Below are 26,182 nucleotides of genomic sequence, written 5' to 3'. Positions count from 1 at the left end.
ATAGAGAATTTTATAGCTTAAAATACCCTGAACTTATTTCTTAACTGCTTTACCTTTACCACGTAGGGTTTCGGTTAATCCTTTCAGGAAATATCTTACAAGCTGATCGCCACAATTACGGTAGTTTTTATGCCCTGGTTTACGAAATACAGCACTTAATTCAGGCTTAGAAACACGGAAATCCGCAAGTTCATAAATATTTAGAATATCCACATCTTTTAATTCAAAAGCGACACGCAGTTTTTTTAGGATAATGTTATTTGTGATACGCTTTTCAACTTCAGGTGCTGGGAAGTTTTCATCTTTTCCACGACGATAAAAAATTAGTCCATTTAAAAAATGTCCCATCGCATTATCGTCACACTCGACAAATTCAGGTTCATCGTCTTTTTTCAGCCAGCTATTTACTAACTCTTTTGTAACTGTAAAATCAGCCAATTTCATGATTTCAACAACATGTGCATCACTTAGATCCAGCATGTAGCGTACACTTCGTAAAACAAAATTATTTTGCATTGTATTGATTATCCACTCTATTTTTAATTCTAAATCAACCTCAATGATGGATATCAATGCTGTGATCTAAAAATATTCAATAATTAAAAAAATACACTCTACCTTTGGGTAGAGTGTATTCTATATAAATAGTTTATTGCACTAACTTATTTGTTAGCAAAAACATTATTTACTATTTCAATCGCTTCTTTTTCAATTAATTCACGATGCTCAGGGCCTCGGAAGCTTTCACAGTAAATCTTATATGCTTCTTCAGTACCAGAAGGACGAGCAGCAAACCAACCGTAATCAGTCATCACTTTTAAGCCACCAATAGATGCGCCATTACCTGATGCATGTGTTAAACGTGCAGTAATCGGATCGCCTGCTAATGTGCTTGCAGTCACCATTTCAGGTGATAAGCGTGACAACAGTGCTTTTTGTTCATGAGTTGCTGATGCTTGAATACGATTATAGCTTGGTGAACCAAAGCGTTGTGCTAATTCGTTGTAATGCTCTTGCGGATCTTTGCCTGTTACCGCTTTCATTTCAGCAGCTAACAGACATAAAATGATGCCGTCTTTATCGGTTGACCATGGTTTGCCATTAAACCGTAAGAAAGATGCACCTGCGCTTTCCTCACCACCAAAGCCAAACTCACCACTAAATAAACCTTGAACAAACCATTTAAAGCCAACTGGTACTTCAACAAGTTCACGACCTAAATCTGCCACAACACGATCAATCATTGCACTTGAAACCAGTGTTTTACCCACTTTTACATCTTGAGCCCATTGTGGACGATGACGGAAAAGATAGTTAATTGCAGCCGCTAAGTAGTGGTTAGGATTCATTAAACCAGACGGTGTCACAATACCATGGCGATCGTAATCAGGATCGTTAGCAAAAGCTAAATCGAATTTATCACGCAGTTGTAATAGACCTTCCATTGCCCAAGGTGATGAACAGTCCATCCGAATAACGCCATCATGATCGAGCGTCATAAAACGGAATGTCTGATCGACTTGATCGTTAACTAATTCAAGATCAAGACCATAATATTCACCAATGCGTTTCCAGTACTCGATACCAGAACCACCTAATGGATCAACACCTAATTTTAAGCCTGCTTTCTTAATAGCTTCCATATCAACAACGTCACCTAACGCTTTGACATAAGGCATAATTAAGTCTTGAGCTTCAATATAACCACTCGCCAAGGCTTCATCATAAGAAAGACGTTTGATCCCTGCTAAATTACTTTCAAGCAGTTCATTAGCACGTTTTTCAATAACAGAAGTTAAATCGGTATCAGCAGGCCCGCCATTTGATGGGTTATATTTAATACCGCCATCTTCAGGTGGGTTATGTGATGGCGTGATCACAATACCATCAGCAATATCTTGATGTGCATCGTTGTAAGTCAAAATAGAAAAAGAGACTGCCGGTGTGGGTGTATAGCCATTATTTTCTTGAATAATCACTTTCACTTTATTAGCAGCGAGTACTTCTAAAACAGAAATAAATGCAGGCTCTGACAGTCCATGAGTATCTTTACCCACGTAACATGGCCCTGTTACTCCATTTTTTGCACGTACTTCAGCAATAGCTTGTGCAATTGCCAAAATATGGGCTTCATTGAAGCTATGGCGATTTGCACTTCCGCGATGGCCAGATGTACCGAACTTCACACGATGAGCATTAATGCTAGCTTGTGGTTTAAGTGAATAATATTGCGACGTTAATTGTGCCACATTAATCAGATCACTTTGACAAGTATGCTGCCCTGCTCTTGGATGAATTGCCACAAATCTTCTCCTATTTGACATCACAAGCACGCTTTAAACAAAAGCCTTTGCAATGCATCAATTAACAATAGTGGTTAGATAGTTCCACACACCTTATCAATCTCATTCGCAGGGAATTGCATATCCTGCATGATGCTTTGTACCATTGTTCTTTTACGCTCTGTATTGGAGTTAGTAATAACCCAAAATGGCGTGCCTGAAATATGGCGCGGTTTTGTATGACGTCCACTATTGAGTAATGTTTGTTCATCACCAGCAAAATAGATGCGTGTTCGTCCATGTACTGTTTCAGCAGATTGAGTAAAAGTAGCACTATCTAGGCTATATAACGTAGAAAGGATCTGTAAAAAACGATCAACTGATTTTGTTTTTTCTGCATAGCTGTCAGATAACAACAGTTCTCGCATTTCACGGACCGGATTTTTTGCTGGTGTAATCGATTTAGGTTCAGCTTCCTGTTTAATAACAGGTGCTTGTACTGACTCAGTGACAACGACTGGCTGTACGGGCTGTTTGGCATCAAGCTTCAGTAGACGCCTTAAAATATCTGAAGCGCTTTCACCGATATGTCTAGTTTCGCTAGCAATATAGCGGTAAAGTTCGTCATCAATTTCTATCTTTTTCATTGCTACCCAGTACTGTTTTCAAAAAAAAGTAATTAGGATTATAAGATATAATCTTTAAAAACAAAATAGGTAAAATTTCAATAACTTAAAGAAGATCTATACAAGATCCAGCCATTTCAATGGCTAAGCTTGGTATTTATCCTATTGTTTATCTCGGTATCATCTTCTATTCTTTGAACTTATTCAAACAAAGCCTGCTTCAAATACCGCCTTCTCACACTACACCAACCATCAAATAATATAAAATTCTAAATATTTATTTTTGAGCAATATCAAGATTTCAACTTTTTAAATAAGTTTAGAATAAATATCTAGATAATGTCACTTATCTAGTTTTTTATAAATTTCCCTTATCAATTATTTCTGCTCTTAATCACTCACGCATATTATTACGATAAGTTGGCTTAGCACCTTGTGCATGTCATCATAGAAAAAATCGCAATTATTTTTTGGTCATTAACATGAAACTCAATACATTATTAAATTATCAATTACATCAACCTGAAACAGCACCTGCATCCGATTTACCTATTGTTTTGATCCACGGTCTTTTTGGTGACTTAAATAATTTAGGCATATTAGGGCGTGATCTACGCAAAGACCACTCCGTGATCCAAATTGACGTGCGTAATCATGGACATTCTCCTCATAGCGAAAGTATGAACTATCAAGATATGGCACAAGATGTACTTACATTACTTGATAGTTTACATATCTCAAAAGCCATCATTATTGGGCACTCCATGGGGGGAAAAATAGCAATGGCAATGACGGCATTAGCACCAGAGCGAATTGCTCGCATTGTCGTAATAGATATGTCACCTGTAGCTTACAATGTCCGTCGCCACGATAACATTTTTGCGGCACTCGAAGCCGTCAGTAAAGCTCAAGTTACACGACGTCAAGATGCAGTAGAAATTATGAGTCCCTTTATTAAAGAAGAGGGAGTTATTCAGTTTTTACTTAAATCATTTAAAAGTGGTGAATGGCTATTTAATTTATCTGCAATCAAAAATGCTTATTCAGACATTATTGGTTGGAAAGAAGTTCCTGCTTGGAATTATCCGGTGCTATTTATTCGCGGTGGTTTATCACCTTATATATTAGATGAATACCGTAATGATATTGCACGCCAATTTCCGCAAGCTAGCGCTTTTGTCGTAGCAAATACTGGACACTGGGTACATTCAGAAAAGCCTAGCACTGTTATTAACGCTATTCGTCGTTTTTTATCCAAAGCTTAATTTATTGCCTAAAGTGACGCCATTAAGAAAGTAATAATTTAGCTGAATGTATAATTATTGTACTTAATCACGCAATCTGTCGATAAAAAGACCAAATGACAATAGGTTAAACTCAGGAAGCAGTGGCAGGACGCCACTATGTGGGGTATTATTGGACGTTTCGCAATTTAGTCATTGGTATACGCCCTTTCACAGCAAAATTTATGGCAAAAGAACAAACTGATCGCACCACACTGGATTTGTTCGCAGATGAACGCAGACCTGGGCGACCTAAAACAAACCCGCTTTCTCGGGATGAACAGCTTAGAATTAATAAACGCAACCAATTAAGACGAGACAGAGTCAATGGTTTACGTCGAGTTGAGTTGAAATTAAATGAGGACGCTGTGAATGCACTTAATGAGTTGGCGACTGCAAGAAATGTTAGCCGTAGCGAGCTTATTGAAGAAATATTACTAGAACAATTGGCGCAAAATCACGCCTTGAAAATACATCAAAATGAGAATAGCTAGCAGCTAAACCACACAAATTCGACAGAATTACACTGCTATTTTCGTCAAAATACGTTTTTTAGTTTTCTATTATGAAAACAAGATGTTTATTTTTCACTAGTAATTGTTCAAACACAGACAAATATACTCTAACTATTTTGAAGTGTGGCTAGGTGGTAAGTAAAGGCGTTACTGGTACATACAAAGTATGTAATTAGTACGAATTAACGTAGCCAACAACGCAACAATTTGAAGTATAACGAATATAGAATAAAAGAGGTTATCTCACTTTATGGCAATCATAGGTATATTCTTCGGCAGTGATACCGGCAACACTGAAAATATTGCCAAAATGCTTCAAGAAAGACTGGGGGCTGATAATGCCGAAGTTCATGATATCGCAAAATCCAGTAAAGAAGATATCGAAGCATTTGATATTCTGTTACTAGGTATTCCTACTTGGTATTATGGTGAAGCACAATGCGATTGGGATGACTTTTTCCCAACACTAGAAGATATTAATTTTGACGGTAAGCTGGTTGCACTGTTCGGTTGTGGCGACCAAGAGGACTATGCAGAATACTTCTGTGATGCAATGGGCACAATCCGCGATATTATTGAACCTCGTGGTGCTGTCATTGTGGGTCACTGGCCAACAGAAGGTTACCATTTTGAAGCCTCTAAAGGGCTTGCAGATGATAATCACTTTATCGGCCTTGCGATTGACGAAGACCGTCAACCAGAATTAACCGAAGAGCGTGTTGATGCTTGGGTTGCTCAAATCAAAGAAGAAATGAGCCTAGATGAAATTCTGGGATAAATAAATACTCAATATTGAGAATGATAATTATTCAATGGTGTGCTAAGATAGTGTGATAGGTAGGGGTGTTTATTTTTAAATATCATGCCTATAATCAATAAGGTTATTTATTCACCCGAGTGTTAATGAATCAACCCTATTAGTGAGCACAAAAATTAAATTCACCATTAGCAACAGGATTAAATCCGCATGACCGACAATAATAAAGCGTTAAAAAATGCTGGGTTAAAAGTTACACTTCCTCGCTTAAAGATCTTGGAAGTGCTCCAGGATCCTGAGTGCCATCATGTCAGTGCTGAAGATCTCTATAAAAAACTCATCGATATCGGTGAAGAGATTGGTCTGGCAACCGTGTATCGCGTCTTAAACCAATTTGACGATGCTGGTATTGTTACCCGACATAATTTTGAAGGTGGTAAATCAGTATTTGAATTAACTCAACAACACCATCACGATCATTTAATTTGTCTTGATTGTGGTAAAGTTATCGAGTTTACAGATGATGCGATTGAAGTGCGCCAAAGAAACATCGCTGAACGTCATGGTATCAAGCTTTCCAATCATAGCCTTTATTTATATGGCCACTGTGCTGAAGGCAATTGTAAAGAAGATAGCCACGCACATGATGAGAAATAATTCATTCTGGATAATCTCTCAGTAAAAAAAAGGAACTGTCTACAGTTCCTTTTTTATTGCCTAAAATCCGAGGATAACTCTACTTAGCCACACTGATACTGTGTTTAATATGTTTTAAATGAACCACGATAGTAAATGTAACAATGACTAACAGTGACCAAGAGCCCCATTTTCCTGCATGTACAGCAGACCAAGCACCAATTTGGTTAGGATATTGCCATACGCCAAAAAATGTACCGAAATTCTCAGCAAGCCAAATAAAGAAACCTATCAGAACAAAAGCCAATAATAGTGGCATTTTTCGCTCTGTATCATAAGGCGTAAAATAAACCACACTACGGGCATAAAGACCTAAAATAAAGGCAGTTAAATACCAGCGATAATCACCGATAAAGTGATGAGAAAAGAAATTAATATAGATAGCGAGCGCAACCAAAGTTGCCATCCAATAAGGTGGATAATGTTCAATTCGTACTTTTAAAAAACGCCATGCTTGAATTAAATAACTTCCTACCGCGGAATACATAAACCCTGTAAATAAAGGGACTTCCCACAATTTAGTGTAAGCAAAATCAGGGTATTTCCACGATCCAATTGCCGCTGATGTTTTAAATAATTCCATCACAAAACCAACAATGTGGAAAAAACAGATCGCTTTTAATTCATCCCATGTTTCGAGTTTTCCCCATACCATCCATAATTGGAAAGCAATAGCGAGAATAAGTAAAACGTCATAACGAGGTATTCCTAATATTCCTTTACTTGGTGTTACAAATAAAATAAAAAAGAAAAATCCCGCAAATAAACAAGAACGCGCTTCTTTCACACCAAAAAAAAGAAATTCAACAATAAATCGTTTTATACCTTTAAAAGGCTTCAATGGTGGTTCTAATAAAAAATCATCCAATCGCTTTAACATGCTTCTTCCTGAAAACGTGCATTATTAAATAGTATTCAATGCAGAATAATAAATTAAGGAGAGATAAAATGAATGAGAAGAAATTTGCCATAGAATGAAAAAACGCACAAGGATGAAAAGGACGAAAAAGAAAGGATTTAAAAATAAAGGTATTTACCCCCCACTACGATACCCACTCTGACTGCCTTTTAGGGTAAATACCTTACGCAAATTTTGCGAAATAACTGAAGCTCAAGAGATAAACATAACCCACTCACATTTATCTCAGACGACATAACATGACATGACGACTTTACTTCTACTTTTTACTACTGCTGACAACTTCACTTTATTAACGAGGCTAATTTTTGAGAATAATATTTATTCTTTTTAATTTATCCCTACTCTTTCTATTAGTTATTTTTACTTATCGTAATCGTATTTAGCTTTTTATTTTTATTCAGGATAAAGTGCAATTAATACACTTTATCCTCACTCTGATATTAGAAAATAGTAAATGGCATAATTACGTTAAATTTAACGTCTTTTTCATCTTGGAAGATATTACCAAAACCACCTTCATAACTTGGGATATCGGAATGGTTATCATAACGGGTATAATGAAGCTTAAAGAGTGTCCCTTTAGCGCGACCTTCTTGAACCGTATACATAATATCCGCATTCCACGCACTTTCTCTGATGCGCTGACCTTGATCATAAATGGCTTTACCACTTGGTTTAGCATCCCATGCATAAACATAAGAAGTACCTACCGCCCAGCCAGATAGATCCCAATTTTTCAGGTCGTACATTACACCCGCATAAAGTGCTTTTTCACCGTTGGCGTTAAAGTCAGAACGACCATCCCACCACACATCAAGACGACCATTTGATGTCGCCCAACCCGGAGTCATACGTTGTAAGAAATAACCTTGATTACCTTCAGCTTTAACCCATGTTCCTTCTACTTTGAAGTCAAATACATTGTAGGTATAACCAAAAGTCAGTGCTTGTAACCATGCCAGCCCATCATAAACATCATTAACGCCACCACCGGTCACTTTATCTTTAGCACCGTAGAATTGGTAAGACGTTCTTAATGCATTGTCAGCAATTGGGAAATCATAAGAAACTTTACCAAAATACTGATCGATATAACCATCAGCCTGACCAAATGCAGCTTCTAACACAAGGCTGTTTTTAAAATCATATTTGGCGCCGAAAGAGTGAAGATAGCTGATATTCGTTTCTAGATCAGCTTTACGGAAGTTATACATATTCCGATACCATGGTGCTTTGTATTCATCTGTCCACATATAGGAGAAAGATAATTCACCACTTTTATCGAAATCGAAGACTGCACCAGCTTCAGCACCGCGGTAAGTTCCTGGTAAGAAGCTCCAATGTGGACGCAATAAACTTTGGCCTTTAGGTTGAATATACCCACCTTGTGCCCAGAAGTTGCCTAATTTGAATTTCGCAGCTGCTTTATAAACGCTCATACCACTGCGATCGCCAGTCCATTTTTCATCCCAGCGACTTTTTGCATCACTAAAACCGATTTCATTAGGTGCAGCAGGGCCACTATTATTCAATTCAGCCGCACCAAAGGCAGCTAAATCAATACCAATAAAATCACCTAGGTAACCTGATGAGAAGTCTAGATTAGCGTTGAAAGTAGAATGGTGTAGGTTGGCTTTGTATTTACCGTAATCAGGACTATTTGGTGTTAACTCTTTTCTATCACGGTCACGTTGCCAATAAAAAAGACCACCTGTTAAGGTTGAGTCATCAATAAATCCTTCAGCATGAGACATTTTTGCAGGTAGTGCAGTTACAAGCAATGCGCCCATAACGGCAAGTGCCACCCTGCCTGGTTTAGCATGTTGCATAACCATAGCATTGTTTCCTCTTTGACTTTGACTAAAAAAGAAATAAGCACAATGCCTATTTCCAAATATAAAACCCCAAGTGGGGAAAAAACCTAAATTAGGTTAGAAACAGCATATTTTTCGCGACGCGAATTATCAACCAAAAAAAAAGAATTTTTATCAAAATATGACCAAGGGCACATAACTAAATGATCGTTTCATTTTCTTGCTTTTATAAGCTCTCATTAAAAATAAACATAAGAAATTGATTTAATTTAATTTTTTAGACTAATCTTTAAACGATATTAGATTTCGTTTTTATTAAAAGGAATAATAAGTAGTGCTTATAAATAATCTTTTTTAACGTTGTAAAATATGTGCTTTAAATCACACTTTTCTTACTACAGTCTTATTGAATGAAATGTTATGAAAAAACGGAAGAATAAAGTGATAACAAGTTAATTATTTCAAATGAAATAAATAAAAAGTTATCGTTTGGAATGAAAAACTTGAGATTAATTGATCCTAAAAGAATAAATACTAAATATAAATAGATGAAAAATTGTACAAAATTAGAAAAAAAACAGATAAAAAAATGCTCGATAACTAATTACCGAGCATTCTATTAATTTTGGTGCTAACTATTGCGACTCAAAATAAGGTTTAAATCAACCTTGTTGAGAAATCTTAGCCCAAGTGTCACGTAAGCCTACTGTACGGTTAAACACTAACTTATCCGCTGTTGATAGCTTATCAGCACAGAAGTAGCCTTCACGCTCAAATTGATACGCTTTTTCGATAGCTGCATCTTTTAAGCTACGTTCAACAAAACCTTCACGAATAACTAAAGATTCAGGGTTAATTGTTGATAAGAAATCATCTTCTGCCGCTGGGTTTGGTACGCTAAACAGACGGTCATACAGACGTATTTCAGCAGGAACAGCATGTGGAATACTTACCCAGTGAATAACACCTTTTACTTTACGACCATCAGCAGGATCTTTATTTAAAGTCTCAGCATCATAAGTACAGTAAATGGTCGTAATTTCGCCTTGTTCGTCTTTTTCGACACGTTCTGCTTTAATCACATAAGCATTACGTAAACGGACTTCTTTACCTAGCACCAGACGTTTATATTGGCGGTTTGCTTCTTCTTTGAAGTCAGCACGATCAATATAAATTTCACGGCTAAATGGCACTTCACGCGTTCCCATTTCCGGTTTATTAGGGTGATTCGGCGCAGTTAAAATCTCTTCGCCTTCTGGCATATTTTCAATCACTAAACGAACTGGATCGATAACAGCCATTGCACGAGGTGCATTTTCGTTTAAATCATCACGAATACAAGATTCTAATGCAGCCATTTCAACATTATTTTCTTGTTTCGTTACACCAATACGTAAACAGAATTCACGAATAGAGTCTGCGGTATAACCACGACGACGTAAGCCTGAAATGGTTGGCATACGAGGATCATCCCAACCATTGACGATGTTTTCTGTCACAAGCTGATTCAGCTTACGCTTTGACATCACAGTATATTCAAGGTTAAGACGAGAGAATTCATATTGACGAGGATGACAAGGGATAGTGATATTATCCAGCACCCAATCATATAAACGACGGTTATCTTGGAATTCTAACGTACATAAAGAATGAGTGATATTTTCCAGAGCATCTGAGATACAGTGGGTAAAATCATACATTGGATAAATGCACCATTTATTTCCAGTTTGGTGGTGTTCAGCGAATTTAATACGATAAAGCACCGGATCACGCATAACAATAAATGGTGATGCCATATCAATTTTCGCACGTAAACACGCTTTACCTTCTTCAAAGCCACCAGCACGCATTTTTTCAAACAGTGCTAAGTTCTCTTCTACGCTACGTGAACGATAAGGACTGTTTTTACCTGGCTCTTTTAATGTACCGCGATATTCACGAATTTCTTCAGCGCTCAACTCATCGACATAAGCTAAGCCTTTATTAATCAACTCAATCGCATATTGATAGAGTTGATCAAAATAATCTGAGGAGTAATGAACGCTACCTTCCCATTGGAAACCTAACCACTGAACATCTTTTTGAATTGAGTTGATGTACTCAATATCTTCTTTTACTGGATTGGTATCATCAAAACGTAAATTACATTTACCCTGGTAATCTTTAGCAATACCAAAATTCAGACAAATTGATTTCGCATGGCCGATATGAAGATAGCCATTAGGTTCAGGTGGGAAACGCGTATGCACGCTATCATGTTTCCCTGTTGCCAGATCTTCGTCAATTATTTGACGAATAAAGTTAGTTGGGCGGGCATCTGCCTCATTCATGGTCATTTTTTCCTCAAAGCAAAACGCATAATTAACCCACTATAATCCAATAAGCAGGTTTCATAAATACCTTAGCTAAATACACCCCTGAGATATTTATCAAAATAGAGATAAAAAAACGGGAAGTTTGAAAGACTCCCCGTTTTATCGTCTTATTTAACCATCTCTTTATAGAGGATTAAATATCTGTATAGAATTTATTTTAATACTTTGTAGATAACGGTTTTATTTCCAACCACATCACCTGTAACTTGTTCAGCAATTTTATCAAAATCATCAATATTGCTTACAATCACAGGACTTATCATCGATTTAGCATTAGCGTTCAGATATTCAAGATCTAATTCTAAGATAGGTTGACCGACTTTAACGTTCGCACCTTCTTCAACTAAACGCTTAAAGCCTTTACCGCCTAATGCGACAGTATCAATCCCCATATGAACGATGATTTCAACACCATTATCGGTTTCAATACAAAATGCATGGTTAGTATCAAAAATCTTAACAACCGAGCCTGTTGCAGGTGCCATTACAATATTAGAGGTTGGTTTAATCGCAAGCCCATCCCCTACAACACCACTTGAGAAAGCTTCATCAGGCACATCTTTTAATGCTACAACTTCACCATCAAAAGGCGCAATCATTTCAAGTAATACTTTTGCATTAGTATTAGCTTGTTTTATAGGTGTTTTTTCAGTAGACACGGTTGAAGTAGATGTACCTTCATAAGCGGCAACTGGGCCTTGTGTTAATACATCGCGCATTGCGTTAGCCACAAGTTCTGCACGCGTACCCACAATCACTTGAACACTTTGTTTATTTAAACGAATAACACCTGATGCGCCTAAACGTTTTGCGTATGCATCATTAACTACAGAAGAATCTTTTACATTGAGGCGTAGGCGAGTAATACAAGCATCGATACCCGTTAAATTATCAGAGCCACCAATAGCGGCGATATATTGACGAGCTTCTTGCTGGATGCCTGCTTTGCTATTCGCAGGGGCTGTTGTGATATCTTCATCATAACCATCTGCGGTTTCATCATCAGACACTTCATCTTCACGGCCTGGTGTTTTTAGATTGAATTTCGTAATAGTGAAACGGAAAATACCGTAATAGATAAAGAAAAACACAATACCTTGGACAATCAACATGTACCAGTGTACAGCAAGTGGGTTACGAGATGATAAGAACATATCCACTAAGCCTGCACTAAAGCCAAACCCTGAAATCCACTCCATACTAGCAGCAATATAAACAGAAATTGCCATTAAGAATGCGTGAATAACATAAAGCACTGGTGCAACAAACATAAATGAGAATTCAAGCGGTTCAGTGATACCTGTGAAGAATGCAGCAAATGCACCCGCCATCATAATACCAGCAACTTTTGCTTTATTTTCTTTACGTGCACAGTGATAAATCGCCAGTGCAGCACCTGGTAAACCAAACATCATGACAGGGAAGAAACCCGCTTGATAACGACCAGTTACACCGACTGTCGCTAAACCAGCATCAATAGATTTCTGACCAGCAAGGAAATTAGGAATATCATTGATACCCGCAACGTCAAACCAGAATACAGAGTTCAATGCGTGGTGTAGACCAACAGGAATTAATAAACGGTTAAAGAATGCGTAAATACCGGCACCTAATGCCCCCATATCTTTAATACTTTCACCGAAGCTGACTAATCCGCCATAAATAACAGGCCAGATATACATCAAAATAAAGGCAACGATGATCATGAGGAATGACGCTAAAATAGGAACTAAACGTCGACCACTAAAGAATGAAAGTGCAAGAGGCAATTCTACTTGGCTAAAACGGTTATAAAGTTCCGCTGAAAGCACACCCACTAAAATCCCCACAAATTGGTTCTCTATTTTACCAAATGCGGCAGGTACAGCCTCTAATGGGATCCCCTTGATCATAGACACAGCTGCTGGCGAACAAAGTGTTGTGACCACCAAGAAACTCACAAAACCCGTTAGAGCAGCAGCACCGTCTTTGTCTTTTGACATGCCATAAGCGACACCAATGGCAAATAAGACTGACATGTTTTCGATGATAGCAGCACCAGATTTGATAAGTAAGGCAGCAAGCGCGTTATCGCTACCCCAGCCTACTGGATCAATCCAGTAGCCAATCCCCATCAGAATTGCAGCTGCAGGTAATGTAGCAACAGGCACCATTAGTGCCCGTCCTATCTTCTGCAGATAACTTAAAATATTCACAAACTCCCCCTTGGATAGCCCCTATACGGGATCTTATTCATACTCATTCATATTTTATAAAAAAATTGATGAGCTAATTATTTAATTCCATTTTCAGTCTAAAAAAATTATTTCGTATCGCAAATTAATTAGTCATAATTTGTGATTGAAGTCACCAATATCGTATATTTTTTAGCTGAAATGCTGGCTAAGTCAGAAAGCTTATTTTATGATTAAAAATATCTTTTGGCGGGACAATTGAGTCATCGACTAAAAATGAAAAGAAATTCGTGTTATAGATGAGCCACTGATAATCACACAATGAAATAACATGTTCCTGAATTATCAGATTTGTCTTTTTTCTAAGAGGTTACTATGAGGTTAATCCCCCTATCCACGGCAAAACAAGTTGGTAAGTGGTCCGCAAATTACATCGTTGAAAAGATCAACGCATTTAATCCAACCGCAGATCGCCCTTTCGTGCTTGGTTTACCAACTGGTGGCACGCCATTGGCGACATATAAAGAGTTAATTGAATTACACCGTGCTGGAAAAGTCAGTTTTCAACACGTTGTGACATTCAATATGGATGAATATGTTGGTATTCCATCAGATCATTCACAAAGTTATCGTACATTTATGTATGAAAACTTCTTTAATCATATTGATATTAAAGATGAAAATATCAATTTATTAAACGGCAACGCAGAAGATCCACAAGCAGAATGTGCACGTTATGAGGCTAAAATAAAGTCTTATGGCAAAATCAATCTGTTTATGGGCGGTGTAGGTAACGACGGTCACATTGCATTTAATGAACCTGCGTCATCACTCTCTTCACGCACTCGTATGAAAACGCTCACCGAAGACACCCGTTTAGCAAATTCACGTTTCTTCGACAATAATGTTAATCATGTTCCTAAATACGCACTAACTGTCGGTGTAGGCACATTATTAGACGCTGAAGAATTAATGATTTTGGCAACAGGTTTTAATAAAGCGCAGGCTGTGCATGCCGCCACCGAAGGTGCAGTTAACCATTTATGGACAATTTCCTGTGTCCAGCTTCATCCAAAAGCAATTATAGTGTGTGATGATCCTGCCACAATGGAATTACGAGTTAAAACATTGCGTTATTTCCAACAAATTGAAGCGCAAGAGTGTCAAAAATACCAAGACTAAGTTTAGTAAAATAAGTACCTACTGATTAAGTAGTGGAAAAGGCTAAGCTCTCTTACTTATCAGCCAGAATTTACTGGCTGATATCGGCTTTTTTTAGATTGACTTCCCTTATCAGGAGACAAAGGTATGTTTGCCTTAACAAATGCTGTTATTTATACAGGTTACGACCGTTTAGAAAATCACGCCATTATTATTAACGGCTCCCGTATTGAGCAGGTTTGCCCACAGGATCAACTGCCAAAAGATATCACTGTTCGTGATATGAAAGGTGCAATTGTCTCTCCCGGTTTTATCGATTTACAAGTTAATGGTTGTGGTGGCGTGCAATTTAATGACACACCAGAAAATGTCACCGTTGAAACGCTAGAAATCATGCAAAAAGCAAATGAGCGTTTAGGCTGTACCAGTTATTTACCAACACTAATTACCTGTTCTGATGAATTGATGAAGATAGGCATCGAAGCAACTCGCGCCTACATGAAAAAACATGAAAACAAAGTACTGGGATTACACTTAGAAGGCCCTTACATCAATGTGATTAAAAAAGGGACACATGATCCGCAATTTATTCGTCAACCAAGTGCTCAGATGATTAGCTATTTGTGCGATAATGCTGATGTCATCGCTAAAATCACCCTTGCACCAGAAATGGTTGATGAAAAGTATGTTCGTCAATTAATCAAAGCAGGTATCATTGTTTCGGCAGGCCATTCCAATTCGACTTATGAAGAAGCTCGTAAAGGATTCCGTAATGGAATTTCATTATCGACCCATCTTTATAATGCAATGCCTTATATTACAGGCAGAGGCCCTGGCCTTGTTGGCGCTATTTATGATACACCTGAGGTTTATGCAGGTATTATTGCTGATGGTATGCATGTTTCATGGGCTAATATTCGCAATAGTAAACGTTTAAAAGGCGATAAATTACTATTAGTCACAGATGCAACTGCGCCTGCGGGGCTTGATCCTAATAAAAATGAGATGGATAGCTTCGTTTTTGCAGGAAAAACCATATATTATCGTAATGGATTGTGTGTCGATGCTGATGGCACATTAAGTGGATCATCACTTACCATGATTGGCGCGATTAAAAATAGCGTGATTCATGTAGGTATTCCATTAGATGAAACATTACGAATGGCTACACTTTATCCCGCTCGTGCGATTGGGATAGAAAAAGAACTCGGTACAATTGAAGCAGGAAAAATTGCTAATCTCGCTTCTTTTGACAAGGACTTCAACCTTTGCACAACATTTGTCAATGGTATTGAAATAACTGATAACTAATGGATGTATATGCTGATGAGTCATAACAACACTGAAACGCAAATTGGCAATATCGATCTTGTTAAACAACTTAACAGTGCGATTGTGTATCGACTGATTGATCAACACGGGCCCATTTCCCGTATCCAAATAGCCGAACAAAGCCAACTAGCACCTGCCAGTGTGACTAAAATTACTCGTCAGTTGCTTGAACGTGGACTGATTAAAGAAGTTGATCAACAAGCATCAACAGGTGGACGCCGTGCGATTTCCATCATTGTTGAACACCGTAATTTTAATACCGTCAGTGTGCGACTAGGACGCAATGATGCGACTGTCGCACTCTATGATCTGAGTGGTAAGGTCATTATTGAGCAACACTATCCCATAGAACAGAGCACACAAAATGAAGTTGAAGCTCTGCTTATTAATGCAATTGATGATTTTATTAAACAAAATCAACGTCGTATTCGTGAGCTGATTTCAATTTCTGTCATCTTACCCGGCCTTGTTGATCCCAATAAAGGCGTTGTTCGCTATATGCCTCATATGAAAGTGGATAATTGGGCTTTAGTAAACAGTCTTGAAAAACGCTTTAGCCTTCCATGTTATGCTGGTCATGATATTCGAAGCCTCGCATTAGCTGAAAACTATTTTGGTGCTACCAGAGATTGTGAAGATTCGCTATTAGTGCGGATTCACCGTGGTGCGGGTGCCGGGGTTATTATTAATAATAAAATTCTCCTCAATCAGCGCGGTAACCTTGGGGAAATTGGCCATATTCAAATAGACCCTCTAGGCGAGCGTTGTCATTGTGGTAATTTTGGCTGTTTAGAAACAATTGCATCCAATACAGCAATTGAAGCCAAAGTACGCTATCAATTAGAGCAAGGCTACCCAAGTCAATATTTATCATCGACACAATGTCAAATCCAAGATATCTGTCATGCGGCAGTTAAAAATGATCCATTAGCCGTGGAAACAATTAAACAAGTTGGCCTACATTTGGGTAAAGCCATTGCGATCGCAATTAACTTATTTAACCCACAAAAAGTTGTCTTAGCGGGTGAATTAACCGAAGCTGCTGAAATTTTGCTACCGTCCATTCAAAGTTGTATTAATACGCAAGTCTTAAAAGAATTTAGAGAAGAGCTTCCTGTAGTCACATCAGAGCTTGATCATCGTTCTGCAATAGGGGCTTTTGCATTAACTAAACGAGCAATGCTTAACGGAGAATTGCTTCAACAGCTATTAGAAAAGTAAGTTATTGCTGATAAATTATACTTTTTGAGTTAAATACATACTTTTTCTTAGTTAAATAGAAAAATGAGTCCAAATTTCAAACAGTAATAGATTAAGAAAAAGAAATGTTACGTGATTTTCTCACTACATTTCTTTTTTTATACCTTTTTATCTCTACATTTTAATAGTGTTTATTCATCTCCTCTCTTCTTACTGCTTTGTTTTTTCTTTTTATTCACACTTTACACTCTCTTATTTTTGAGTATATTTTTTATCAACAAGGTTGTTTTTTGGATCTTTTTTCGACAAAATGATTAACCATCGAGCAAACGGACACGTTTCTCGAAAATTAATGCAAAAAGCAGTTGACGGATTTGTCTGTAATACGCATAATGCGCCCCGCAACGCCGACGAAGGTTATGCAAAAAAAGATGGCTATGTAGCTCAGCTGGTTAGAGCACAACACTCATAATGTTGGGGTCACAGGTTCGAATCCCGTCATAGCCACCATCTTTTTTGCGGGAGTGGCGAAATTGGTAGACGCACCAGATTTAGGTTCTGGCGCCGCAAGGTGTGCGAGTTCAAGTCTCGCCTCCCGCACCATTTTAACCTCGTCAAGAATTTATCAGTTGGGATATCGCCAAGCGGTAAGGCACCAGGTTTTGATCCTGGCATTCCCAGGTTCGAATCCTGGTATCCCAGCCATATTTCTGATAAATTAGTGTGTTGACAATTGAATTAGCGGATGGGATATCGCCAAGCGGTAAGGCACCAGGTTTTGATCCTGGCATTCCCAGGTTCGAATCCTGGTATCCCAGCCATCTTTCGCTAGATTCAATATGGCTATGTAGCTCAGCTGGTTAGAGCACAACACTCATAATGTTGGGGTCACAGGTTCGAATCCCGTCATAGCCACCATTTTTTGGGATATCGCCAAGCGGTAAGGCACCAGGTTTTGATCCTGGCATTCCCAGGTTCGAATCCTGGTATCCCAGCCATATTTTGAAAGAGAGACTCGCAAAGCGAGTCTTTTTTTCTCCAAGTTGTTGCGGGAGTGGCGAAATTGGTAGACGCACCAGATTTAGGTTCTGGCGCCGCAAGGTGTGCGAGTTCAAGTCTCGCCTTCCGCACCATTGATTATTAACGTGTTTATCACGAAATCAACGATTAAGACTCGCAATAGCGGGTCTTTTTTGTTTCTGCGATCCTATTTTCCCCAAACACAATTTCCCCCTTTGTACTTCTCTTTACTTTCCTGCATTCAAAACGATTTTTTTAATTCCATCTTTATTTTTCCAAGCCTTTTTGATCTCTCTGTACATATATTCACTCAAATACTATACTCCCCTATAGTATATTTAAGGATTATATATGCCACACTCACCAGCAGAAAAAAAAGCCGCGTTAACTCGCGTGAGAAAAATCAAAGGGCAACTTCTTGCATTAGAAACTGCTCTTGAAAATGAAAATGAATGCGGTCAGGTATTACAACAAATTGCTGCCATTCGGGGCGCTATCAATGGCCTAATGGCAGGTGTACTCGAAAGTCATTTACGTGAAGGTCTAATGGATGCTGTCGCTTCTCCTGAAGATCAAAAAAATTCCGTTGATGATGCCATTTCACTTATCCGCACTTACCTGCGTTAATAACAAAAAAAGGATACACCATGAAATCTCGTGCTGCGGTCGCATTTGGACCAGGAGAGCCTTTAAAAATTGTTGAAGTTGATGTGATGCCACCAAAAGCTGGCGAAGTGCTCATAAAAATTAGCCACACAGGCGTTTGCCATACAGATGCCTTTACGCTCTCAGGTGATGATCCTGAAGGCGTCTTCCCAGCAATTCTTGGTCATGAAGGCGCAGGCGTTGTTGTTGAAGTAGGTGAAGGCGTCACTAGCGTAAAACCTGGCGATCATGTTATTCCCCTGTACACAGCAGAATGCGGTGAATGTCTATTTTGTAAATCAGGCAAAACAAACTTATGTGTTGCAGTCAGAGCAACACAAGGAAAAGGCTTAATGCCTGATGGAACAACACGCTTTTCCTATAATGGACAACCTATTTATCACTACATGGGATGTTCTACCTTTAGTGAATACAGCGTTGTTGCTGAAGTTTCACTAGCAAAAATTAATCCTGAAGCTAATCACGAAGAAGTCTGTTTATTAGGATGTGGTGTAACAACAGGTATTGGTGCAGTTCACAATACGGCAAAAGTACAAGAAGGTGATTCAGTCGCTGTCTTTGGTTTAGGTGGTATTGGTCTTGCTGTTCTGCAAGGTGCAAGACAAGCCAAAGCGGGCCGTATTTTTGCCATTGATACTAATCCTGAGAAATTTGCATTGGCACGTCAATTTGGTGCGACAGATTGTCTAAATCCTAATGATTACGATAAACCTATCCAGCAAGTCCTTGTCGAAATGACCCAATGGGGTGTTGATCATACTTTTGAATGTATCGGAAACGTCAATGTGATGAGAGCCGCATTAGAAAGTGCGCATCGTGGTTGGGGTCAATCTGTCATCATTGGTGTGGCAGGTGCAGGACAAGAGATCTCAACACGTCCTTTCCAATTAGTGACGGGTCGTTCGTGGAAAGGTACTGCTTTTGGTGGTGTAAAAGGCCGTAGTCAATTACCCGGCATGGTTGAAGATGCAATGAAAGGTAATATCGAACTTAAACCTTTTGTTACCCATAAACTGCCATTAGAAAAAATTAATGAAGCTTTTGATTTAATGCACGAAGGTAAATCAATCCGCACTGTTATTCATTTCGATTAATCATCCTCAAACCTATGTCTCATCGGTTTGTCTTTGTTTTTTAAAGGAGTCAAAATGGAAAGGATTGAACGTCACGCCTGTTTTGGTGGTTGGCAAGAAGTTTATCAACATACATCAAAGGCGTTAAGTTGTGAGATGAAATTTGCCATCTATCTTCCTCCGATGGAAGAAGGGCAAAAATACCCTGTTTTATATTGGTTATCAGGTTTAACTTGTAATGAACAAAATTTTATTACTAAAGCTGGTGCTCAACAATTTGCAGCACAACATAGCATTATTTTAGTTGTGCCAGATACCAGTCCTCGTGGTGAAAATGTCGCTGATGATAGTGCTTATGATCTAGGGCAAGGTGCAGGCTTTTATCTTAATGCCACCCAATCGCCTTGGAATGAACATTACAAGATGTATGACTATATTGTTGATGAGCTACCGACACTGATTGAAACACACTTTCCTGTCACGGATAAACGCGCAATTAGCGGTCATTCAATGGGAGGACATGGCGCCTTAACGATTGCCTTACGAAATTCAGCCCGCTATCGCAGCGTGTCGGCATTTTCTCCTATAGTGTCACCCTCTATTGTTCCTTGGGGTAAAAAGGCGTTTAGCGCTTATTTAGGGAATGATGTGGCACAGTGGAAACAATATGATGCGGTTGAATTAATTAACCAAGCAGAAAGTGTATTACCTATGCGTGTTGATGTCGGGCTTGATGATCCGTTCTATCAAGAACAGCTTAAACCTGAATTATATGCGCAAGTTTGTGACAAAAAACAGTTCCCTTATCAATTGAATTTACATCAAGGGTACGATCACAGTTACTATTTTGTGGCAAGTTTTATTGGCGAACATATTGCCTTTCATGCAAAGCACTTAAACGCTTAGCGATAATGCGATGCTCTCTTTGGGGAGATCATCGCATTACTTTATTACTTAAATCACTTAATGCCTAATGCATAACGTAGCGCCGCTTCTTTAGCCTTACCTGCATGTTGAGCTGCTAAAAGACCGATATTTCTAACAACTTTTAATCCCGGTAATTGGTGACTAAAGGCGTGATAAAAAACATCCATTCCCGCTTGCATCACTAAGTTATCAGGCATACGTCGACGCTGATATTTCTTCAATAACGCCATTGAATCCCAAGGTTCAAAATGTTTTTTGGCATCAGCCACTAAGTCTAAGAAACAATCCACATCACGGTAACCTAAATTGACGCCCTGCCCCGCTAAAGGATTGATGGTATGAGCCGCATCTCCCAACAAAATAATCCCTTTATCAACATAACGGCTTGCATGTTGACGCGTTAATGGGAATGAACCGGCTGCAATAGGTGTCGCTTTACCTAATCGCTCAGGAAAAGCATGTTGAATTTCTTTTTCTAACTGCATCATCGACATGTTTTGCAGTTTTCTAATTCGATCAGGTGAGTCATACCAAACCAAACAAGCCCAGTTATCAAAAAGCGGTAAATAAGCACGAGGCCCAGAAGGGTAAAAACGTTGCCATGTTCCCTTTTCTGGTGGTAATTCTGTTTTTACTGTAATCAACATACAAGATTGGCGATATTGCCAGCCATTGCTACCAATACCTGCAAATTGGCGTACTTGAGAATTCGCACCATCGGCACCCACCACTAAATTTGTGGTCACTTCACTGCCATCAGAAAGTGTTACCTTCCATTTATCATCTAAATAGATCATTTTACTTAGACTGTTTGGGCATAATAAAGTGATATTGCTATAACGTTCAGCTTCTTGCCAAAGCGCTAATTGCAAAATACGGTTTTCAACCATATACCCCAATTCGGGCAATCCTAAGCTTTTTGCATCAAAAACAACATGAGCGTTTTCTTCTTCCCATGTTTCAAGAGTGAGATAAGGCGCAGAACGCATAGCCAAAACATGTTGCCATGCACCTAGTTGTTTTAATAGACTAACGGACGCACAGCTAATCGCAGAAATACGGATATCAGGATGAGATGACGCATCAAAAGGTGCTGGAGACTGTCGTTCAATCATTGCGACACGCAATCCTTCTTGCGCCAGCCCAATTGCAACAGCAGCGCCAATCATCCCGCCACCCGCGATGATTGCATCAAAATCGTTTTTTACATTACTCATCATTGTTATGCCATAACTCATTACTTTAAATAATAGGTAAGCGCTGTTTCTGTTTATTTTGATTAAACTAAACGCCATAAAGAATTAGCGCCGACTTACTCTAGTCACTGACCACACAAATGACTACAATAACCGCCTTATTGGCTTATTACACGCAACGTTTTCCAGTGATTAGCTATTGTCTCACTGAAAATACCGGATTTACACAATGTCGACGATAAAAAAACTGTACATTAAAACTTGGGGCTGTCAGATGAATGAGTACGATTCATCCAAAATGGCAGACCTACTCGAAAGCACCCACGGTTATCAGTTAACCGATGTCGCCGAAGATGCGGACATTCTACTGCTAAATACCTGTTCTATCCGTGAGAAAGCACAAGAAAAAGTCTTTCATCAGTTAGGACGTTGGAAATATTTTAAAGATAATAAACCCGATATTATCATTGGCGTTGGCGGTTGTGTTGCCTCTCAAGAAGGTGAATACATTCGTCAACGTGCGCAGTGTGTCGATATTATCTTCGGACCACAAACCTTACACCGCTTACCTGAAATGATTAACCAGGTTAAAGGTACTAAAAGCCCAGTTGTCGATATCAGCTTCCCTGAAATCGAAAAATTTGACCGTCTGCCAGAGCCTCGTGCTGATGGCCCTTCCGCTTTTGTTTCTATCATGGAAGGCTGTAACAAATACTGCTCTTTCTGCGTAGTTCCTTACACTCGCGGTGAAGAAGTTAGCCGTCCTTGTGATGATGTGCTATTTGAAATTGCTCAATTAGCTGCACAAGGTGTGCGCGAAGTAAACCTGTTAGGTCAAAACGTTAATGCCTATCGTGGCGCCACTTTTGATGGTCAAATCTGTAGCTTTGCTGAATTAATTCGCTTAGTGGCAGCAATTGATGGTATTGACCGCGTTCGCTTTACTACTAGCCACCCTATCGAATTTACTGACGATATTGTTGCAGTTTATGAAGATACACCAGAATTAGTCAGCTATTTACACTTACCAGTGCAAAGTGGTTCTGACCGCATTCTAACATTAATGAAGCGTAACCATACGGCACTTGAATATAAGAGCATCATTCGCAAATTACGCAAAGCGCGTCCTGGTATTCTGATAAGCTCAGACTTTATCATCGGTTTCCCAGGTGAAACACAAGACGACTTTGAAAAAACGATGCAATTAATTGCAGATGTTAATTTTGATATGAGCTTTAGTTTCATCTATTCCGCTCGTCCCGGTACGCCAGCCGCTGACTTACCTGATGACGTTAGTGAAGATGAAAAGAAACAGCGTTTATATCTGCTACAACAACGTATCAATCAACAAGCCATGAACTTTAGCCGAGCGATGCTAAACAGTGTGCAACGTATTCTTGTTGAAGGCCCTTCACGTAAAAATGTGATGGAGCTTTCTGGTCGTACTGAAAATAACCGAGTGGTTAACTTTGAAGGTACACCGGATATGATTGGTAAGTTCGTTGATGTTGAGATTGTGGACGTTTATGCCAACTCCCTACGTGGTAAAGTGGTTAGAACGGAAGATCAAATGGATTTACGTATCCATGAATCACCAGAATCCGTCATTGCACGTACTCGTAAAGAAGATGAATTAGGGGTAGGTGTTTACCAACCTTAATTAATCAGATTTAACAAAAGGATAATCAGTGACAGTAATAGCACATGCACAAGTAGCGACCCAAGAAATTTTCTTAGAGCCAGCTGACAATGCCCGTTTAATGAGCCTATGTGGTCCATTTGACGATAATATTAAGCAACTTGAGCGCCGTTTAGGTATCGAGATTAATCATCGTGATAACCGTTTTAAACTCACGGGTAAATCATTATGTGTCAATGCAGCAGCAGGAATTTTACGTCGCCTGTATGTGGAAACCTCGCCAATTAAAGGCGTGATCCCCGATATCGACCCTGAACAAATTCACCTTGCAATCAAAGAAAGCCGTGTGCTTGAGCAAAGTGATGAGCATGTTCCTGAATTTGGGAAATCGACCAATATTCGAACTAAGCGAGGTGTGATAAAACCTCGTACACCGAATCAGGCACAATATATTGCCAATATTCAAACCCATGATATTACTTTTGGTATTGGGCCTGCCGGTACAGGGAAAACTTATCTGGCTGTTGCTGCCGCTGTTGATGCTCTTGAACGTCAAGAAGTGCGTCGTATTTTATTAACACGCCCTGCGGTTGAAGCCGGTGAAAAACTGGGCTTTTTACCGGGCGATTTAAGTCAAAAAGTCGATCCCTATTTACGACCACTTTATGATGCGTTATTTGAGATGTTAGGTTTTGAAAAAGTTGAGAAACTAATAGAGCGTAATGTCATTGAAGTCGCTCCTCTCGCTTATATGCGTGGGCGTACACTCAATGATGCCTTTATTATTCTTGATGAAAGCCAAAACACCACCATCGAACAGATGAAAATGTTCTTAACGCGTATTGGCTTTAATTCTAAAGCGGTTGTTACTGGGGATATTACCCAAATTGACCTGCCAAGAGGCAATAAATCAGGCTTACGTCATGCCATCGAAGTTTTATCCGATGTGAATGACTTAAGTTTTAACTTTTTCCACAGTGAAGACGTTGTTCGCCACCCTGTGGTTGCCAAAATTGTTATCGCCTATGAAGCTTGGGAAACGGAAGATCAAAAACGTCGCCAAGCTATCAAAGCAGAAAAAGAGAAGCTTCAGAGAGAAAATCATGAGTGAAGTTATCCTTGATTTACAAGTAGCTAGTGAAAATACACAAGGGCTTCCTACTGAAGCCCAGTTTATGACATGGTTGGAAGCGGTATTACCGCAGTTTCAACCTGTAAGTGAAGTGACTATTCGCATTGTGGATGAAGCAGAAAGTCATGAACTGAATCTCACTTATCGCGGTAAAGATAGACCCACTAACGTGCTTTCTTTTCCTTTTGAAGCACCACCTGAAATTGAACTGCCTCTATTAGGTGATTTGATTATTTGCCGACAAGTGGTAGAAAAAGAAGCCGTTGAACAGAGTAAGACCGTCGAAGAACATTGGGCACACATGGTTATTCATGGTTGTCTGCATCTTTTAGGTTATGATCATATTGAAGATGATGAAGCCGAAGAAATGGAAGGTTTAGAGACAGAAATCTTACAAAATTTAGGTTATGCAGATCCCTATTTAATTGAAAAAGAGTAACAGTTCTCTTATTTTTATGATAAATACTATATCTAATTAACCATTCAATGAGGAAAAATAGTTAAAACGCCATGAGCGACGACCAATCTTCGAGTAACGATAACCCTGGTCCTAAGAAAGGGTTTCTCACACTGCTTAATCAGTGGTTCCACGGTGAACCTAAAAACCGTGATGATCTGATGGAGCTTATCCGCGATTCTGAACAGAAAGAATTAATTGATCCTGATACCCGCGACATGCTTGAAGGGGTAATGGATATTGCTGAACAACGTGTTCGGGATATTATGATCCCACGCTCCCAAATCGTTACACTAAAACGTAATCAAACTCTTGATGAATGTTTAGATGTAATTATTGATTCAGCACATTCCCGTTTCCCAGTCATCAGCGAAGACAAAGATCATATTGAAGGCTTATTAATGGCAAAAGATTTACTGCCATTTATGCGTACTGACGCAGAGCCATTTAGTATGGATAAAGTCTTACGTTCAGCGGTTGTTGTACCTGAAAGTAAACGGGTCGATCGCCTATTAAAAGAATTCCGCTCACAACGCTATCATATGGCAATTGTGATTGATGAATTTGGAGGTGTATCAGGGCTTGTCACAATTGAAGATATTCTAGAACTTATCGTAGGCGAAATTGAAGATGAGTATGACGATGAGGATGATATTGATATTCGTCCACTGAGTCGCCATGCTTACTCAGTTCGAGCTTTAACCCAGATAGAAGATTTCAATGAAGCGTTCGGTACACATTTCAGCGATGAAGAAGTTGATACTATTGGCGGTTTAGTTATGCAAGCCTTTGGTCATCTTCCTGCTCGTGGTGAAACTATTACCATTGATAATTACCAATTTAAAGTTGTTATGGCAGATAGCCGTAAGATCATTCAGGTTTATGTGCATATCCCAGATGATGCGCCCATTCCTGAACTAGGTAATGATGCATAG

At 39.0% G+C, this 26,182-nt stretch carries 22 protein-coding genes and 7 tRNA genes; 21 read left to right on the top strand and 8 right to left on the bottom strand.

Going from position 1 to position 26,182, the window contains the following annotated elements; translation table 11 throughout:
• Positions 1-33 precede the first annotated feature (33 nt).
• From LG402_RS05500 to seqA, 3 genes are all read right to left on the bottom strand, one after another.
• Positions 34-516, bottom strand: coding sequence for a DUF1456 family protein (locus LG402_RS05500; RefSeq protein WP_166541023.1), 483 nt, complete (start codon positions 514-516; stop codon positions 34-36).
• Positions 517-662: 146 nt separating this feature from the next.
• Positions 663-2,303: a phosphoglucomutase (alpha-D-glucose-1,6-bisphosphate-dependent) gene (gene pgm / locus LG402_RS05495; protein ID WP_227336562.1), complete on the bottom strand. Its 1,641-nt coding sequence runs from the start codon at positions 2,301-2,303 to the stop codon at positions 663-665.
• A 74-nt stretch (positions 2,304-2,377) separates the two neighbouring features.
• Entirely contained in the window at positions 2,378-2,929 is a 552-nt protein-coding gene (seqA, locus tag LG402_RS05490; protein WP_227336561.1) for a replication initiation negative regulator SeqA, read from the bottom strand.
• 461 nt (positions 2,930-3,390) lie between these two features.
• Between seqA and ybfF the strand changes: the two genes are divergently transcribed.
• The 4 genes from ybfF (at position 3,391) to fur (ending at position 6,120) form a co-directional block, all read left to right on the top strand.
• Complete coding sequence (ybfF, locus tag LG402_RS05485) at positions 3,391-4,173, top strand: esterase (protein WP_227336560.1); 783 nt, start codon at positions 3,391-3,393, stop codon at positions 4,171-4,173.
• A gap of 203 nt (positions 4,174-4,376) precedes the next feature.
• Positions 4,377-4,685 (top strand): LexA regulated protein, encoded by a 309-nt coding sequence (gene ybfE, locus LG402_RS05480; protein ID WP_109410031.1) that lies wholly within the window; start codon positions 4,377-4,379, stop codon positions 4,683-4,685.
• Positions 4,686-4,956: 271 nt separating this feature from the next.
• Positions 4,957-5,484, top strand: a complete 528-nt coding sequence (gene fldA, locus LG402_RS05475) for a flavodoxin FldA (protein WP_109410002.1) — start codon at positions 4,957-4,959, stop codon at positions 5,482-5,484.
• A 189-nt stretch (positions 5,485-5,673) separates the two neighbouring features.
• Positions 5,674-6,120: a ferric iron uptake transcriptional regulator gene (gene fur / locus LG402_RS05470; protein ID WP_006537692.1), complete on the top strand. Its 447-nt coding sequence runs from the start codon at positions 5,674-5,676 to the stop codon at positions 6,118-6,120.
• A gap of 79 nt (positions 6,121-6,199) precedes the next feature.
• Here the strand turns inward: fur and LG402_RS05465 are convergent, their stop codons facing one another.
• The 4 genes from LG402_RS05465 to nagE form a co-directional block, all read right to left on the bottom strand.
• The gene (locus tag LG402_RS05465; protein ID WP_166540961.1) at positions 6,200-7,039 is read right to left on the bottom strand and encodes a DUF817 domain-containing protein; all 840 of its coding nucleotides are present in this window, start codon (positions 7,037-7,039) and stop codon (positions 6,200-6,202) included.
• Between the two features lie 482 nt (positions 7,040-7,521).
• Positions 7,522-8,916, bottom strand: coding sequence for a chitoporin ChiP (chiP, locus tag LG402_RS05460; RefSeq protein WP_099075900.1), 1,395 nt, complete (start codon positions 8,914-8,916; stop codon positions 7,522-7,524).
• 641 nt (positions 8,917-9,557) lie between these two features.
• Positions 9,558-11,225, bottom strand: coding sequence for a glutamine--tRNA ligase (gene glnS / locus LG402_RS05455; protein ID WP_109410000.1), 1,668 nt, complete (start codon positions 11,223-11,225; stop codon positions 9,558-9,560).
• A gap of 197 nt (positions 11,226-11,422) precedes the next feature.
• Positions 11,423-13,465: an N-acetylglucosamine-specific PTS transporter subunit IIBC gene (gene nagE / locus LG402_RS05450; protein ID WP_227336559.1), complete on the bottom strand. Its 2,043-nt coding sequence runs from the start codon at positions 13,463-13,465 to the stop codon at positions 11,423-11,425.
• A gap of 354 nt (positions 13,466-13,819) precedes the next feature.
• Between nagE and nagB the strand changes: the two genes are divergently transcribed.
• The 13 genes from nagB to fghA all read left to right on the top strand — a co-directional run bounded on the left by nagB (position 13,820) and on the right by fghA (position 20,802).
• Positions 13,820-14,626: a glucosamine-6-phosphate deaminase gene (gene nagB, locus LG402_RS05445; protein ID WP_109409532.1), complete on the top strand. Its 807-nt coding sequence runs from the start codon at positions 13,820-13,822 to the stop codon at positions 14,624-14,626.
• Positions 14,627-14,752: 126 nt separating this feature from the next.
• The gene (gene nagA, locus LG402_RS05440; RefSeq protein WP_109409531.1) at positions 14,753-15,916 is read left to right on the top strand and encodes an N-acetylglucosamine-6-phosphate deacetylase; all 1,164 of its coding nucleotides are present in this window, start codon (positions 14,753-14,755) and stop codon (positions 15,914-15,916) included.
• Positions 15,917-15,925: 9 nt separating this feature from the next.
• Complete coding sequence (gene nagC, locus LG402_RS05435) at positions 15,926-17,158, top strand: DNA-binding transcriptional regulator NagC (protein ID WP_166540957.1); 1,233 nt, start codon at positions 15,926-15,928, stop codon at positions 17,156-17,158.
• 412 nt (positions 17,159-17,570) lie between these two features.
• Positions 17,571-17,647 (top strand) — tRNA-Met (locus LG402_RS05430).
• An 8-nt stretch (positions 17,648-17,655) separates the two neighbouring features.
• Positions 17,656-17,740, top strand: a tRNA-Leu gene (locus LG402_RS05425).
• Between the two features lie 27 nt (positions 17,741-17,767).
• A tRNA-Gln gene (locus LG402_RS05420) sits at positions 17,768-17,842 on the top strand.
• Positions 17,843-17,883: 41 nt separating this feature from the next.
• Positions 17,884-17,958, top strand: a tRNA-Gln gene (locus LG402_RS05415).
• A 20-nt stretch (positions 17,959-17,978) separates the two neighbouring features.
• A tRNA-Met gene (locus tag LG402_RS05410) sits at positions 17,979-18,055 on the top strand.
• A gap of 5 nt (positions 18,056-18,060) precedes the next feature.
• Positions 18,061-18,135 (top strand) — tRNA-Gln (locus tag LG402_RS05405).
• A gap of 50 nt (positions 18,136-18,185) precedes the next feature.
• A tRNA-Leu gene (locus LG402_RS05400) sits at positions 18,186-18,270 on the top strand.
• 238 nt (positions 18,271-18,508) lie between these two features.
• Positions 18,509-18,784, top strand: a complete 276-nt coding sequence (locus tag LG402_RS05395) for a metal-sensing transcriptional repressor (RefSeq protein WP_036938507.1) — start codon at positions 18,509-18,511, stop codon at positions 18,782-18,784.
• Between the two features lie 20 nt (positions 18,785-18,804).
• Positions 18,805-19,917: an S-(hydroxymethyl)glutathione dehydrogenase/class III alcohol dehydrogenase gene (locus LG402_RS05390; protein ID WP_109409529.1), complete on the top strand. Its 1,113-nt coding sequence runs from the start codon at positions 18,805-18,807 to the stop codon at positions 19,915-19,917.
• Between the two features lie 54 nt (positions 19,918-19,971).
• On the top strand, positions 19,972-20,802 hold the full coding sequence (fghA, locus tag LG402_RS05385) for an S-formylglutathione hydrolase (protein WP_227336558.1): 831 nt from the start codon (positions 19,972-19,974) through the stop codon (positions 20,800-20,802).
• 53 nt (positions 20,803-20,855) lie between these two features.
• Here the strand turns inward: fghA and ubiF are convergent, their stop codons facing one another.
• Positions 20,856-22,043, bottom strand: coding sequence for a 3-demethoxyubiquinol 3-hydroxylase (ubiF, locus tag LG402_RS05380; protein WP_208105229.1), 1,188 nt, complete (start codon positions 22,041-22,043; stop codon positions 20,856-20,858).
• Between the two features lie 205 nt (positions 22,044-22,248).
• Here ubiF and miaB point away from each other — a divergent pair, with 205 nt between their 5' ends.
• The 4 genes from miaB (at position 22,249) to corC (ending at position 26,182) form a co-directional block, all read left to right on the top strand.
• Positions 22,249-23,679 (top strand): tRNA (N6-isopentenyl adenosine(37)-C2)-methylthiotransferase MiaB, encoded by a 1,431-nt coding sequence (miaB, locus tag LG402_RS05375; RefSeq protein ID WP_166540953.1) that lies wholly within the window; start codon positions 22,249-22,251, stop codon positions 23,677-23,679.
• A gap of 28 nt (positions 23,680-23,707) precedes the next feature.
• On the top strand, positions 23,708-24,769 hold the full coding sequence (locus LG402_RS05370) for a PhoH family protein (RefSeq protein ID WP_036912056.1): 1,062 nt from the start codon (positions 23,708-23,710) through the stop codon (positions 24,767-24,769).
• On the top strand, positions 24,762-25,229 hold the full coding sequence (gene ybeY, locus LG402_RS05365) for an rRNA maturation RNase YbeY (RefSeq protein WP_075671597.1): 468 nt from the start codon (positions 24,762-24,764) through the stop codon (positions 25,227-25,229). Before LG402_RS05370 ends, ybeY begins: the two co-directional genes overlap by 8 nt.
• Before the next feature lie 71 nt (positions 25,230-25,300).
• Positions 25,301-26,182 carry a CNNM family magnesium/cobalt transport protein CorC gene (gene corC / locus LG402_RS05360; RefSeq protein ID WP_023581153.1) on the top strand — a complete coding sequence of 294 codons (882 nt, stop codon included), beginning with the start codon at positions 25,301-25,303 and terminating at the stop codon, positions 26,180-26,182.

This window comes from Proteus sp. NMG38-2 (assembly GCF_020640995.1).
In the GTDB taxonomy this organism is placed as follows: domain Bacteria; phylum Pseudomonadota; class Gammaproteobacteria; order Enterobacterales; family Enterobacteriaceae; genus Proteus.
Note: the sequence above shows the minus strand (reverse complement) of the source record. Positions and strands in the feature narration are given on the sequence as shown.